This is a genomic window from Trujillonella humicola, assembly GCF_046233715.1.
GTDB lineage: Bacteria > Actinomycetota > Actinomycetes > Mycobacteriales > Geodermatophilaceae > Trujillonella > Trujillonella humicola.
The window spans coordinates 86,059-99,871 of record NZ_JBJNRJ010000014.1; the positions used below are offsets into that span (position 1 = coordinate 86,059).

The following is a 13,813-nucleotide window of genomic DNA, read 5'->3' on the forward strand; positions in this document are numbered from 1 at the left end:
CATGCGTGACGTGCTCGACGACCTGGTCGGCTGGTGGCAGGCCGGGGAGACGGTCGGCATGGGGACCGTCGTGGCCACCTGGCGCTCGGCGCCGCGGCCGGCCGGCGCGTCGATGCTGGTCGGCCCGGACGGCACGGCGGTCGGCAGCGTCTCCGGCGGCTGCGTCGAGGGGGCGGTCTACGAGGAGGCGCGCGACGTCGTGGAGTCCGGCGTGCCCACGCTGGAGCGCTACGGCGTCAGCGACGACGACGCCTTCGCCGTCGGGCTGACCTGCGGCGGGATCCTCGACGTCTTCGTCGAGCAGGTGTCGCGCGAGTCGTTCCCCGAGCTCGGGCAGGTCGCCGAGTCGGTCGGCCGGCACGAGCCGGTCGCCGTCGTCACCTGCGTGAAGGGGCCCGAGGACCGGCTCGGCAAGCGGCTGGTCCTGTGGCCCGACCGCGCCTCGGGCACCCTGGGCCTGCAGCGGCTCGACGACGCCGTGGCCGCCGACGCCCGCGGCATGCTGGCCGCCGGCCGCACCGGGCTGCTGCACGTCGGCCACGACGGCGAGCGCCGCGGCGACGACCTCACGCTCTTCGTCAACTCCTTCGCCCCGGCCGCCCGGATGGTGGTCTTCGGCGCGATCGACTTCGCCGCGGCCGTCGCCCGCGTCGGGGCCTTCCTCGGCTACCGGGTCACCGTCTGCGACGCCCGGCCGGTGTTCGCCACGGCCAAGCGGTTCCCCGACGCCCACGAGGTGGTCGTCGACTGGCCGCACCGGTACCTGCAGGAGGAGGTGGACGGCGGCCGGATCGACGAGCGCACGGTGCTGTGCGTGCTCACCCACGACCCGAAGTTCGACGTGCCGCTGCTGGAGGTCGCGCTGCGGCTGCCGGTGGCCTACGTCGGGGCGATGGGCTCGCGCCGCACGCACGACGAGCGACTGGCGCGGCTGCGCGAGGCGGGCATGACCGACGCCGAGCTCGCCCGGCTCTCCTCGCCGATCGGGCTGGACCTCGGCGCCCGCACCCCGGAGGAGACCGCCGTGTCGATCGCCGCGGAGATCATCGCCGGCCGCTGGGGCGGAACGGGCGAGCGGCTCACCGGCGTCGCCGGGCCCATCCACAAGACGGCCGAGCGCTGAGCGGCGTCCTCGACCGCCGAGATGGCCACTTCGGTGGGGAGTCGACCTCCCGGTACGACGTCGAGGTGGTCGGGCTGGTCGTCTCCCCGGTGCACCGCTACGACGGCCGGCCCGGCGGCACGGTGCCGGCGCAGGCGTCCGACGCGGTCGGCCGCGCCGAGGTGCGGGCCGGGTACGGCGTCGTCGGGGACCGGTACGCGGGGCGGGCCGCCCACCGCGACGCGGCGCTGACCGTGCTGGCCGTCGAGTCGCTGGAGGCGCTGGCCGCCGGGCTCGGTGTGCCGCCGTTCGACCCGCTGCTCGCCCGGCGCACCGTCGTCCTGCGCGGTGCCGAGGTGGAGGCGCTGCGCGGGCAGGAGTTCGCGCTGGACTGCGGTGCGGGCGTCGTCCGGCTGCGCGGGGGCCGGCCGGCCCACCCGTGCGCCTGGATGGACGTCGTCCTCGCGCCCGGCGCGCACCGCGGCCTGCGCGGCCGGGGCGGGATCCGCTGCGCGGCGCTGACCGACGGCGTGCTGCGGGTGGGGCCGGCGGTGCTCACCAGCGCCGTCCCGCTCGACGCGACCCGCGCCGGCGACGCGGTGCGCCCGGGCCCCCGGATCCCGCGCTGACCGCGACACGCCGTCACCTGGCAGTTGCCTGCTGTGATCTCCGGGTCACCGCACGATCGCGACATGCGTCTGCCCTCTCTCGCCGTCGCGGCGTCCGCGGCCCTGCTGCTCACCGCGTGCGGGGGTGACGCCGGCAGCCGCAGCCCGCTCGACGGCCTGTCGGGGACCGAGGTCGCCGACGCGGCGGCCGACGCCCTCGAGGAGGCCGGCGCCGTGCACGTCCGGGGCGCGATGAGCCAGGACGGCACCGAGGCCGAGATCGACATGCAGCTGCAGGGCGAGGACGCGGCCGGCAGCCTCTCCGTGGACGGCACCGAGCTGGAGCTCGTCCTCGTCGACGGCGCCCAGTACCTCCGGGCCGCCGCCGAGTTCTGGGCGGCCAGTGGCATACCGCAGCAGGTCGCCGCCTCGCTGGGCGGCCAGTGGGTCGTCGTCCCGGGCGGCTCGGAGGACTTCGCCGACCTCACCCTGGCCGGCATCGCCGACAGCCTGCGCAACCCGGACACCCCCGTCGCCGAGGAGGTCCGCGAGGACGAGCTCGACGGTCAGGACGTCGTCGTGGTGCAGCAGGAGGACGGCAGCGAGCTGTTCGTGGCCGACGACGACCCGTCCTACCCGCTACAGATCACCGACGCCGACGGCGGCAGCGGCACGCTCACCTTCAGCGGCTTCGGCGAGGAGCAGGACATCACCGCGCCGGAGGGCGCCCTCGACCTCGCGGAGCTCGGCGCCGGCTGACCCCGGGGAGGTCACGCCGGCAGGGGTGGCTGCCGATCCACCTGGACGCCGGCGCCTCCTCGGTCGGCGCCCCGCGACGATCGGAACACCATGCGCGTCCGTGCCCTGGCCCTCGCCGGGCTCTCCGCCCTGCTGCTGAGCGCCTGCGGCGCCACCGTCGTCGACGGGCAGGCGTCCCCCGCCGCACGGGTCTCGTCGGCCGCCCCCGCGGCCGCCGAGCTGCCCGGACCCGAGCTCGCCGACGCGGCCGCCGACGCGCTGGAGGCCGCGGGATCGGTCCGCGTCCAGGGCTCGATGGGCATGCACGGCAGCAAGGCCGACCTCGACATGCGCCTGCAGGGCGGGGACGTCGACGCGTCGATGGTCGTCGACGGGCAGTCGATGCGGATCCTGATGAGCCGCGGGACCCTCTACCTGCAGGCGGCGGCCTCGTTCTGGGAGCAGCAGGGCCTGCCGGACCCGCTGATCGACGCGATGGCCGGCACCTGGGTGCGCACCCCGCCCGATCCCCTGCTGGGGGCGGAGGAGATGACGCTCGCCGTCCTCGCCGCCGAGATCCGGTCGCCGACCGGGGCGACGATCGCCGAGGAGGTGACCACCGGGGAGCTCGACGGGAAACCGGTGTGGCTGGTGGCGTCCTCCGACGGCAGCGTGCTCGCGATCGCGGCGGAGGGGACCCCGTACCCGCTCGAGACGTCGACGCCGGTCATGGGGTCCGTGCGGCTGAGCGCCTTCGGTGGCGTCGAGCCGATCGTGCCGCCGGCGGACTTCCTCGATCTCGGCGATCTCGGCGACTGAGCGTCGCGCCTCCCCCCGTCCGGGGGTGGCCGTCGTCACACCCGTCTCCGCAGGATGGCCCTCACCCGGCCGGGCGCTCCAGGGGCGACCCGCCGGAACTCGTCCGTGTAGCACGTCCGGCGCGCGCTGGCGGCCGGGGACTGGAGGGTCGATGAAGACCAGGGCAGCCGTACTCCGCGACGTCGGTCAGCCGTTCGAGATCACCGAGCTGGAACTCGACGAACCCAAGGCCGGCGAGGTGCTGATCCGCTACGTCGCGGCGGGTCTGTGCCACTCCGACGAGCACCTGCGGCACGGCGACATCGTCCCCCGCTTCCCGATCGTCGGTGGCCACGAGGGCGCCGGGATCATCGAGAGGGTCGGCCCCGGCGTCACCCGCCTGCAGCCCGGCGACCACGTGATCTGCTCGTTCCTGCCGGTCTGCGGCCACTGCCGCTGGTGCTCGACGGGCAAGTCGAACCTGTGCGACATGGGCGCGACGATCCTCGACGGGATGCTGGCCGACGGCACGTACCGCTTCCACGACGAGCAGGGCAACGACTACGGCGGCATGTGCATGCTGGGCACGTTCAGCGAGCGGGCCGTCATCAGCGAGAACTCCGCGGTGAAGGTCGACCCCGACCTGCCGCTGGACAAGGTCGTGCTCATCGGCTGCGGCGTGCCCACCGGCTGGGGCTCGGCGGTGCACGCCGCTGCCACCGAGGCCGGCGACACGATCGTGATCTACGGGATCGGCGGGATCGGCATCAACAGCGTGCAGGGCGCGGCGCTCGCCGGGGCGCGCAACGTCGTCGCCGTCGACCCGCTGCCCAACAAGCGGGAGGCGGCCGAGCAGCTGGGCGCCACGCACAGCTGCGAGACCGCCGAGGAGGCCCACGAGCTGATCCAGGAGCTCACCCGCGGCGTCGGCGCGGACAAGGCGATCATCACCGTCGGCGTGGTCGACGCGAAGGTGGTCGGCGACGCGGTCAACACGATCCGCAAGGGCGGCGTCGCCGTCATCACCGGGCTGGCCGACCCGACCAAGAACAACATCGAGCTCAACAGCGCGATGCTCACCCTGTTCGAGAAGACGGTGAAGGGCAGCCTCTTCGGCTCCGGTGACCCCTTCCACGACATCCCGAAGATGGTCGAGCTCTACCAGTCCGGGGACCTCAAGCTCGACGAGCTGATCACGAAGACCTACACGCTCGACCAGGTCAACGAGGGGTACCAGGACCTGGTGGACGGGAAGAACATCCGCGGCGTGGTCCTGTTCGACACCCCGCCGCTGGAGGGCGCACCCGCCTGAGGTCCCGCGAGATCTGCCCACCCGTCACCGCGCGGGGCGGGTGGGCGGATCTCGCCGAGCAGGAGAGGGGTCGAGTGACCCAGGCACCACCCGGGACGGCGCCGGACACCGCGCCGCACCCCGTCATCGGCCTGCGCCGCGAGCGCGAGGTGCTCACCGTCGCGCTGCGCACCAACCGGCACGTGGTCCTCGAGGGGCCGCCGGGCACGGGCAAGTCGACGCTGCTGCGGGCGATCGCCGCCGACGTCGGCCAGGAGGTCGTCTTCGTCGAGGGCAACGCCGAGCTCACCCCGGCCCGGCTGATCGGCCAGTACGACCCCGCCGCCGTCCTCGCCGGCGGCTACGTCCCGGAGAGCTTCACCGACGGCCCGCTCCTGACCGCCATGCGCGGCTCGGGCCTGCTCTACCTCGAGGAGCTCAACCGCATCCCCGAGGAGACGCTCAACGTCCTCATCACCGTGCTGACCGAGGGCGAGATCACCGTGCCCCGGCTCGGGCACGTGCGGGCGGCCGCCGGCTTCCGGCTGATCGCCGCGATGAACCCCTTCGACGCCATCGGCACCGCCCGCGTCGGGCAGGCCATCGCCGACCGGATGTGCCGCGTGGTCCTCGGCTACCAGGACGCCGCGGCCGAGCGCTCGATCACCGCGGCCGTGACCGCGGCCCCCGCCGAGCTGACCACGCTCGCCGTCCGTCTGGTGCGCGCCTCCCGGGAGCACCGCGACGTGCGGATGGGTTCCTCGGTGCGCGGCGCGATCGACCTGGTCCTGCTGCTGGGTGGCCTGCTGGAGATGCGCGGTCTGGGCGGTCTGCGGGACGACGGGGCCCGCGACACCGCCCGCGACGCCGCCTACGCGGCGCTGTCGGGCCGGATCCGCGTCGCCGACGGCGTGGAGCGCACCCCCGAGGCCGTCGTCGACGACCTGCTCGACGAGGTCTGGCCGGCCGACGCGCCGCCGCTGGAACCGGAGCCGCCGTCGTCCGGCGACCAGGAGCCCCCGGGCGGCTCGGGAAAAGGTGAGGGCCCGCCTGCCGAGCAGGCGGGCCCGGAGTCCGCGTCCTCCCTGCGCCGCGACCGGCGCGGCGGCGGTGCCCGCCGGCAGACCGGCCGGCGGGAGATGGCCGCCCGGCACGAGGCGTTCGCCGAGGTCAGCCCCGAGGTGGGGGAGTTCGACGAGGAGGCGTTCTCCGCGCTGATGGCGCAGGACGCCGACGCCGCCGCGGCCCTGCTCACCGACCTGGCGCTGGCCACCGACCGCGAGCTGCGGGCCGCGGCCCAGCGGGTGGCCGCCCGGGTGTTCGTCCAGGTCGGGCGGGTCGGCCGGACGCGCACCCGCGGCACCCGCCGGCTGGTCCCCGACCGCCGGGGGGACGGCGACCTGGACCTCGACCGCACCCTCGACCGCTGGGACCCCGGCCGGGCGCTCGCGCCGGAGGACCTGGTGACCCGCACGTGGACCGGAGCCCGTCGCGCGGTGTGCCTGGCCGTGGACACCTCCGGCTCGATGACCGGGCTCGGGGTGGCGATCGCCGCGGTCGCGGCCGCGGGGGTGGTGCTCACCGCCGACGAGCGGCTGCAGACCAGCGTGCTCACCTTCGGCCGCGAGGTGGACGTGGTGCAGCGGCACGGGCAGCGACGCGTGCCGGAGGACCTGGTCCAGCACCTGGTCACGCTGCGCGGGCACGGGATGACCGACCTCGCGGCGGCGCTGCGGGCGGTCCGCGGTCAGCTGCTGCCGGCGGTGGCCGACGAGCGCGTCGCCGTCCTGCTGTCCGACTGCCTGCACACCACCGGCGACCCGCCGGAGACGGCGCTGGGCGGCATCGACCGGCTGCACGTGCTGTGCCCGCTGCCCACGCCGGAGGCGGAGGCGGCGGCCCGCGCGCTCGCCGCCCGCGGCGGCGGGTCGGCGGAGATGGTCCGCTCGATCCGCGACCTGGGCCCGGCCCTCACGAGACTGCTGGGCTGAACCGCCGGCGAGATCTGCACAGTCGTCGCCATCAGCCGTCGATGGCGTCGAGTGTGCAGATCTCGTCGCAGGGGAGGAGGCCCGCTCGGGGAGGAGGCCGGCTAGGGGAGCAGGCCCAGGCGGCGGGCGTGGACGACCGCCTCGAGCCTCGTGTGCGCGTCGAGCTTGGCCATCGCCGCGCCGAGGTAGCTCTTCACCGTCTCCGGCTGCAGCGACAGCCGGGCGGCGGCCTCGCGGTTGCTGCAGCCCAGCGCGACCTGGGCCAGGACGTCGAGCTCACGGGCCGACAGGTGCACCGGCGGGAGCTCGACGGCCGGCTCGGGTGGCGCGCCGACCGCGGCGAGGCGGGTGCACGCGTCGAGCAACCGCTGCCGCAGCGACTCGTCGGCGGTGGCCTGGGCGGCCAGCCGGAGGTCGGCGTGCACCGCCCGCACCTCCTCCCAGCGGGCCGGGTCGTCGTCCCCGCGCGGGGCGGTGGACGCCGCGGCGAGCAGCGCCACCCGCCGGTCCACCTCGTCGCGGATCGCGAGCTCGGCGGCCATCCGCCGCGCCGAGCGGGCCAGGGCGTCGCGCACCCGGTCGCCCACCGAGCCCCGCTCGCGCGAGGCGGCGTAGACCACCGCCCGGGGCCGGCCGGCCACCAGCACCGGGACGGCGACGACCGTGCACAGCCCCTCGGCCAGCACCGGCCCGTCGTACTCGTGCGTGATGTCCAGGGACCGCTCGTAGTGCTCCACCCCCGCCGGCCGGCCCTCGGCGAGCACCCGGCCGCCCAGGCCGGCACCGGCCCGCACCTCCAGGCCGCGCAGGTGCGGGGTGCGGGCGCCGAGCAGCTCGCCGATGCGGATGGCCGCCCCGTCGCGGGCGGCCCGCACCGGGCCACCGAAGACGACGCCCATCCCCGACCGGGCGTGCACCTCGCGCACCGCGGCGCGCAGCGCGTCGCGGTCGTCGGGGCGGGCGGCCGGGACGGACACGACGGCTCCTCCCGTGGCGGCGGTCGGGTGACGCCGATCACGCTAGTGCAGCCCGGGTGCCCGAGGGGACCTCGCGGCCCCGGACTGCAACGTCGCTGCAACGGCAGCGGTCCCGGCGCGATCGGGGGTGGCGGCGTCGCCCGGGCGCTCCCAGGATCACCGGCATGCCCGACACCCCGGCCACCGCCCGCTACCGCGCCGCCCGCGACCAGCTGCTGGGCTGGAGCGGGGACCACGACCGGGCGGTCGCGGAGTTCCGCTGGCCGGAGTTCGACGGGCCGTTCAACTGGGCCGTGGACTGGTTCGACGCCGTCGCCCGCGGCGTCGACCGCCCGGGACTGGTCGTCGCCGAGGAGGACGGGAGCGAGGGGAGCTGGTCGTTCGACACCCTGGCCCGCCGCTCGGACCAGGTGGCCGGCTGGCTGCGCGACCGGGGGGTGGCGAAGGGCGACCGCGTCGTCCTCATGCTCGGCAACCGGGTCGAGCTGTGGGAGTCCATGCTCGCCGTGATGAAGCTCGGCGCGGTCATCATGCCGACCACCACGGCGCTGGGGCCGGCGGACCTCGCCGACCGCATCGCCCGCGGCGGTGCCCGGCACGTGATCGCCGACGCGGCGGACGCCGCCAAGTTCGACGGCGTCCCCGGCGACTACGGGCGGATCGTGGTCGGTGGCCGGGTGCCGGGCTGGGCGAGCTACGCCGACGCGGACGGCGCCCCCGAGCAGCCACCCGGCCACCCCGGGACGACGGCGACCGACCCGCTGCTCCTGTACTTCACCAGCGGCACCACCAGCCGGCCCAAGCTCGTCGAGCACACCCAGGTCAGCTACCCGGTCGGGCACCTGTCGACGATGTTCTGGCTGGGCCTGCGCCCCGGCGACGTGCACCTCAACATCAGCTCACCGGGCTGGGCCAAGCACGCCTGGAGCTGCTTCTTCGCGCCGTGGGCGGCCGAGGCGACGGTCTACCTCTACAACTACAAGCGCTTCGACGCCCCGGCGCTGCTGGAGCGGATCCGGTCGGCCGGCATCACCACCTTCTGCGCGCCGCCCACCGTATGGCGGATGCTCATCCAGGCCGACCTGTCCGGCGGCGCCGGCTCGCTGCGCGAGGTGATCGCCGCGGGGGAGCCGCTCAACCCCGAGGTGATCGAGCAGGTCCGCAGGCACTGGGGGCTCACGCTGCGCGACGGCTACGGCCAGACCGAGACGACGGCGTCGGTCGGGAACACCCCCGGCTCGCGCGTCGTGCCGGGCTCCATGGGGCGGGCGCTGCCCGGGGTGCCGGTCGTGCTCGTGGACCCGGTCACCGGGGAGCCCGGCGACGAGGGGGAGATCTGCCTCGACCTGTCGCAGCGGCCGCTGAACCTGATGACCGGCTACCAGGGCGACCCCGAGCGGGCCGCGGAGGCGATGGCCGGCGGCTGGTACCACACCGGCGACGTCGCGACCCGGGACGCGGAGGGCTACATCACCTACGTCGGGCGCACCGACGACGTCTTCAAGGCCAGCGACTACAAGATCAGCCCGTTCGAGCTCGAGAGCGTGCTGATCGAGCACCCGGCCGTGGTCGAGGCCGCCGTCGTCCCGGTGCCCGACCCGGTGCGCGCCGCCGTCCCCAAGGCGTACGTGACCCTGGCGCCGGGCTGGGAGCCGTCCGCGGACACGGCCCTGGCCGTGCTGCGCCACGCCCGCGAGCGGCTGGCTCCCTACCTGCGGGTGCGCCGGCTGGAGTTCGCGGAGCTGCCCAAGACGATCTCGGGCAAGATCCGCCGGGTCGAGCTGCGCGAGCGCGAGGAGCGGCTGGCGCCGGCCGGCAGCGACACCGAGTTCGCGGACACCGACTTCCCCGAGCTGCGCGGCTGAGCGGAGTGCGAGAAGGCAGGAGACCTGCGCTCTCGCACTCCGCGGGGGGCTCAGCGGTCGGCGTCGGTGTAGACGATCATCCCGCGGATGTTCGTGCCGTCCCGCATGTCCTGGTAGCCCTGGTTGACCTCCTCCAGCGAGTACTTCGTGGTCACCAGCTCGTCGAGCTTGAGCTGCCCCTCCTGGTAGAGCGCCAGCAGCTCGGGGATTGCCGAGCGCGGCGAGAGGCCGCCGAAGATCGCGCCCTGCAGGTCCTTCTGCAGCAGGGCGAGCTCGAACAGGCTGACCTTCACGTCGGTGTTCGCCGCGTTGCCCATCCCGGTGACGACGGCGCGACCGCCCTTGCCGGTGACGCTCAGCGCGGCGCCGACGTCCTCGCCCTGGATGTCGCCGACGGTGATGATGACCTTCTCGGCCATCCGCCCCCAGGTGAGCTCGTTGATCGGGCCGGTGGCCTCCTCGATGCTGGCGAAGGCGTGCGTCGCGCCCATCTCCATGGCCCACTCGCGCTTGCGCGGCACGGGGTCGATCGCGAACACCCGCTTGGCGCCGGCCGCCGCCGCGCCCTGGACGGCGTTCATGCCGACCCCGCCGACCCCCATGACGACGACGTTCTCACCGGGCCGGACGTCGGCCACCTTCGTCGCCGAGCCCCAGCCCGTGGTGACGCCGCAGCCGACGAGCGCCGCGACCTCCAGCGGGATGTCGGGCTCGATCTTGACCACCGAGGCCTGGTGCACGGTGATGTAGGGCGAGAACGTGCCCAGCAGGCACATCGGGATGACGTCCCTGCCCCGGGCCTGCACCCGGTAGCTGCCGTCGGAGATCGAGGTGCCGGCCAGCAGGTTGGCGCCGAGGTCGCAGAGGTTCTGCATCCCCTTCGAGCACGGCGGGCACTGCCCGCACGCCGGGATGAACGCGGTGACGACGTGGTCGCCCTCCCGCAGCCCCTGCACCCCGGGGCCCACCTTCGTGACCACGCCGGAGCCCTCGTGCCCGCCGATGACCGGGTAGAAGGCGACCGGGGTGCCGCCGGTGACGAGGTGCTCGTCGCTGTGGCACAGGCCCGAGGCGGCGAGCTGCACCTGGACCTCGCCCTCCTTCGGGTCGCCCAGCTCGATCTCCTCGATCGACCACTCCTCGCCCACGCCCCACAGCAGCGCGCCCTTGGTCTTCACGACGTCCCCTCCCCTGCCCGTCGCCGTCCACGGGCGTCCCGGCCGCCGCGACCGGCGGACCCCGCCCAGCCTCGGGAGCGGGGCCGGAGGCGGCAACCGCAGGGCCGCGCGCTGCAACGTCGTGCAGCGTTCCCGCAGACTGGCGACCATGTCCGGCGCCGAGGTGGTCGTGGTCGGCGCCGGCCCGGTCGGGCTGACGGCGGCGCTGCTGCTGGCCCGGCGCGGGGTGCCGGCGCTGGTCCTCGAGCGGCACGCGGTGCCCTACGGCTGCCCCCGGGCGGTCCACCTGGACGACGAGGCGCTGCGGGCGCTGTCCGACGCCGGGGTGGCCGACGAGTTCCTGGCGGTCAGCCGCCCGGCGTCGGGGCTGCGGCTGCTCGACGCACGGGCCGGGGTGCTGGCCGAGTTCGGCCGCGATCCACGCGCCGGCCGGCACGGCTGGCCGCAGGCGTCGATGTTCCACCAGCCGGACCTGGAGCAGATCCTGCGCGCGGCGGTGGAGCGCGAGCCGCTGGTCCGGGTGGAGCGGGGGGCGGCGGTCACGGGGCTGACCCCGGTCCCCGGCGGGGTCGTCGTCCACCTGGCGGACCGGTCCGTTCCGGCGCCGGCCGTGCTCGGCTGCGACGGCGCGGGCAGCACGGTGCGCCGGCTGATCGGCGCCCGGATGCGCGACCTCGGCCGCTCGGACCGCTGGCTCGTGGCCGACCTGCGCGCGGCTCGCCCGCTGCCGGTGTGGCCGGGCGTGCACCAGGTCTGCGACCCGCACCGCGCCGCGACGTTCATGCCGGTGGCCGGGGACCGCTACCGCTTCGAGACGCGGCTGGCCCCGGGGGAGTCCGCCGCGGACCTGCCGCTGGCCGACCTCCTCGCGCCCTTCCGTGCACAAGGGGCCGAGGTCGTGCGCACGGCCGAGTACGTCTACCGCGCGCAGGTGGCCGACCGCTGGCGGGCGGGGCGGGTGCTCCTCGCCGGCGACGCCGCCCACCTCACCCCGCCGTTCATCGGGCAGGGCCTGGGGCTGGGGCTGCGCGACGTCCACCAGGTGACGTGGAAGCTCGCCGCCGTCCTGGCCGGCGAGGACGACGCGCTGCTGGACACCCACGAGGGCGAGCGGGCGCCGCACGCCCGGGCACTGGTGCGGCTCGCCGTGCTCGTCGGGGCGCTGATGACCGGCGGCGGGCGGGGTGCCGCCGGCGTGCGCCGCGCGGTCCTGGCCGGGGTGCGCTCCGTGCCCGCGGTCGCCGCCTTCGCCACCGACAGCCGCACGCCGCCGCTGCGCCCGGGCCCGCTGGTGGAGCGCTCGGGCCGCGCCGGACGCCGGCTGGCCGGGACGCTGCTGCCCCGGGCGCGGATCGCGGTCGACGGCCGCACCTGCGCGGTGGACGACGTCCTCGGCACCGGGACGGCGACGCTGTCCCGCGCGAGGGACGGGCTGGTGGTGCACGCCGCCGGCCGGCGGACCGGCATCGCCGACACCGACGGCGTCCTCACCGCGTGGCTGGGCGGGGCGCGGTCGGTCGTCGTCCGGCCCGACCGGGTGGTCCGCTCGGCCCGCTGAGGGGGTACGACTGTGCCCCGCGGGAGCGGGTGCGCGCCGCCCGGCGGGGTAGGGGGCGGCCATGCAGACCGACAAGTCCCAGATCGTGGACCTGCTCCGCACCCGCGGGGACGACGCCGCCGCCGAGCGCGCCGACCGCGAGCTCCCCGACTCCGTGGACATCCACGAGCACGGCGGGGTGCTCGGCGAGCTGGGCCTGGACCCGATGACGCTGGCCGGCGAGTTCGCCGGGGGCGGCGGCCTGGGCAACGTCGCCGGGACCTGAGGACTTCCCGCCCGACCGCCCCTCCCGCCCCGCTGCAGCGCGGCACTGCCGCGCTGCGGACCCCGGTGCCGCGCTGTGCCGCGGCACCGGGGTCCGCGACGCGGCAGTGCCGGGCGGCCGACCCGGCGGGGGAGCCATGCTGACGGGGTGAGCTACGACGTCGCCGCCGTCCGGTCCGCCTTCCCCGCGCTGCGCGCCGGCGCCGCGCACTTCGACGGCCCCGGTGGCTCCCAGGTGCCGCTGCCGGTGGCCGAGGCGGTGGCGGCCACGCTGACCAGCCCGATCGCCAACCGTGGCCGGCTCACCCGGGCCGAGCGCACCGCCGACGACGTCGTCCTCGCGGCGCGGGCCGCCGTGGCCGACCTGGTGGGCGGCGACCCGCGCGGCGTCGTCTTCGGCCGCAGCATGACGCAGCTGACCTACGACCTGTCCCGGACGCTGGCGGCCTCCTGGGGGCCGGGCGACGAGGTCGTGGTGACCCGGCTGGACCACGACGCCAACGTCCGCCCGTGGGTGCAGGCAGCCGCGGCGCGCGGGGCCACGGTCCGGTGGGCCGATCTCGACCCGGCCACCGGCGAGCTCGAGCCGGACGCCGTCGCCGCCGTCCTCTCCGGGCGGACCCGGCTGGTGGCGCTGACCGGTGCGTCGAACCTCATCGGCACCCGGCCCGACGTCCCGGCGATCACCGCGCTCGTCCACGGGGCCGGCGCTCTGGCGTACGTCGACGGCGTCCACCTCGCCGCGCACGCGCCCGTCGACGTCGCGGCGCTCGGCGCCGACTTCTTCGCGTGCTCGCCGTACAAGTTCCTCGGCCCGCACCTGGGCTGCGTGGTCGCCGCGCCGGCGCTGCTGGAGACCCTGCACCCGGACAAGCTGCTGCCCTCGACGGACGCCGTCCCGGAGCGGTTCGAGCTCGGCACGCTGCCCTACGAGCTGCTCGCCGGGACGACGGCGGCGGTCGACTACCTGGCCGGCCTCGGCGGGGCGGACGGCGACCGGCGGGCCCGGCTGCTGGCCGGGCTGGCCGCGCTCGAGGAGCACGAGGACCGGCTGCGGATGCGCACCGAGGAGGTCCTGGCGCGGCTGCCCGGCGTCACCGTGTGGTCGCGGGCGCGGCACCGCACGCCGACCCTGCTGCTGACCGCCGACGGGCACCCGGCGGCGGAGCTGTCCCGCGGCCTGGCCGCGCGGGACGTCAACGCGCCGGCCGGCTCCTTCTACGCGATCGAGCCCGCCCGCCGGCTCGGGCTCGGGGATGCCGGGGGGCCTGCGGGTGGGCATGGCGCCCTACACCGACGACGAGGACGTCGACCGCCTGCTCGCCGGCCTCACCGACCTGCTCGGCGCCTGACAGTGAGGATGTAGGCGCGCCCCGCAGCGGTCGTTCCTGACCCAGCGCCTGACTGACTTCGAGTCTTCAACGGGATCTGTCGGTTCGGTCC

The 13,813-nt window shown here is 75.9% G+C and carries 12 protein-coding genes; 10 read left to right on the forward strand and 2 right to left on the reverse strand.

Annotated features, from left to right (window positions below; translation table 11 throughout):
- Window position 1: 1 nt before the first annotated feature.
- The 6 genes from ACK586_RS10110 to ACK586_RS10135 all read left to right on the forward strand — a co-directional run bounded on the left by ACK586_RS10110 (window position 2) and on the right by ACK586_RS10135 (window position 6,528).
- Window positions 2-1,123 carry an XdhC family protein gene (locus tag ACK586_RS10110; protein ID WP_409330350.1) on the forward strand — a complete coding sequence of 374 codons (1,122 nt, stop codon included), beginning with the start codon at window positions 2-4 and terminating at the stop codon, window positions 1,121-1,123.
- Between the two features lie 65 nt (window positions 1,124-1,188).
- Window positions 1,189-1,731: an MOSC domain-containing protein gene (locus ACK586_RS10115; protein ID WP_409330351.1), complete on the forward strand. Its 543-nt coding sequence runs from the start codon at window positions 1,189-1,191 to the stop codon at window positions 1,729-1,731.
- A gap of 63 nt (window positions 1,732-1,794) precedes the next feature.
- Entirely contained in the window at window positions 1,795-2,469 is a 675-nt protein-coding gene (locus ACK586_RS10120; RefSeq protein ID WP_409330352.1) for a hypothetical protein, read from the forward strand.
- A 90-nt stretch (window positions 2,470-2,559) separates the two neighbouring features.
- On the forward strand, window positions 2,560-3,267 hold the full coding sequence (locus ACK586_RS10125; protein WP_409330353.1) for a hypothetical protein: 708 nt from the start codon (window positions 2,560-2,562) through the stop codon (window positions 3,265-3,267).
- Between the two features lie 151 nt (window positions 3,268-3,418).
- Entirely contained in the window at window positions 3,419-4,558 is a 1,140-nt protein-coding gene (locus ACK586_RS10130; protein WP_409330354.1) for an NDMA-dependent alcohol dehydrogenase, read from the forward strand.
- A gap of 74 nt (window positions 4,559-4,632) precedes the next feature.
- On the forward strand, window positions 4,633-6,528 hold the full coding sequence (locus ACK586_RS10135) for an AAA family ATPase (protein ID WP_409330355.1): 1,896 nt from the start codon (window positions 4,633-4,635) through the stop codon (window positions 6,526-6,528).
- Window positions 6,529-6,629: 101 nt separating this feature from the next.
- Here ACK586_RS10135 and ACK586_RS10140 read toward each other — a convergent pair whose 3' ends face one another.
- Entirely contained in the window at window positions 6,630-7,505 is an 876-nt protein-coding gene (locus ACK586_RS10140) for a helix-turn-helix transcriptional regulator (protein WP_409330356.1), read from the reverse strand.
- A gap of 164 nt (window positions 7,506-7,669) precedes the next feature.
- Between ACK586_RS10140 and ACK586_RS10145 the strand changes: the two genes are divergently transcribed.
- A complete protein-coding gene (locus tag ACK586_RS10145) occupies window positions 7,670-9,370 on the forward strand; it encodes an AMP-binding protein (RefSeq protein ID WP_409330357.1) in 1,701 nt (566 codons plus the stop codon).
- Window positions 9,371-9,420: 50 nt separating this feature from the next.
- Here ACK586_RS10145 and ACK586_RS10150 read toward each other — a convergent pair whose 3' ends face one another.
- Window positions 9,421-10,548, reverse strand: coding sequence for an NDMA-dependent alcohol dehydrogenase (locus tag ACK586_RS10150; RefSeq protein ID WP_409330358.1), 1,128 nt, complete (start codon window positions 10,546-10,548; stop codon window positions 9,421-9,423).
- Window positions 10,549-10,696: 148 nt separating this feature from the next.
- Here ACK586_RS10150 and ACK586_RS10155 point away from each other — a divergent pair, with 148 nt between their 5' ends.
- From ACK586_RS10155 to ACK586_RS10165, 3 genes are all read left to right on the forward strand, one after another.
- Window positions 10,697-12,106 (forward strand): bifunctional 3-(3-hydroxy-phenyl)propionate/3-hydroxycinnamic acid hydroxylase, encoded by a 1,410-nt coding sequence (locus tag ACK586_RS10155; RefSeq protein WP_409330359.1) that lies wholly within the window; start codon window positions 10,697-10,699, stop codon window positions 12,104-12,106.
- 61 nt (window positions 12,107-12,167) lie between these two features.
- Complete coding sequence (locus ACK586_RS10160) at window positions 12,168-12,371, forward strand: hypothetical protein (RefSeq protein WP_409330360.1); 204 nt, start codon at window positions 12,168-12,170, stop codon at window positions 12,369-12,371.
- A 147-nt stretch (window positions 12,372-12,518) separates the two neighbouring features.
- Complete coding sequence (locus ACK586_RS10165) at window positions 12,519-13,736, forward strand: cysteine desulfurase-like protein (RefSeq protein WP_409330361.1); 1,218 nt, start codon at window positions 12,519-12,521, stop codon at window positions 13,734-13,736.
- The last annotated feature ends 77 nt before the right edge of the window (window positions 13,737-13,813 follow it).

Bases quoted from the DNA above. Each gene is read 5' to 3' on its own strand.
- ACK586_RS10110 (WP_409330350.1), top strand. From the start codon at position 2: ATGCGTGACGTGCTCGACGACCTGGTCGGCTGGTGGCAGGCCGGGGAG.
- ACK586_RS10120 (WP_409330352.1), top strand. From the start codon at position 1,795: ATGCGTCTGCCCTCTCTCGCCGTCGCGGCGTCCGCGGCCCTGCTGCTC.
- ACK586_RS10125 (WP_409330353.1), top strand. From the start codon at position 2,560: ATGCGCGTCCGTGCCCTGGCCCTCGCCGGGCTCTCCGCCCTGCTGCTG.
- ACK586_RS10130 (WP_409330354.1), top strand. From the start codon at position 3,419: ATGAAGACCAGGGCAGCCGTACTCCGCGACGTCGGTCAGCCGTTCGAG.
- ACK586_RS10145 (WP_409330357.1), top strand. From the start codon at position 7,670: ATGCCCGACACCCCGGCCACCGCCCGCTACCGCGCCGCCCGCGACCAG.
- ACK586_RS10155 (WP_409330359.1), top strand. From the start codon at position 10,697: ATGTCCGGCGCCGAGGTGGTCGTGGTCGGCGCCGGCCCGGTCGGGCTG.
- ACK586_RS10160 (WP_409330360.1), top strand. From the start codon at position 12,168: ATGCAGACCGACAAGTCCCAGATCGTGGACCTGCTCCGCACCCGCGGG.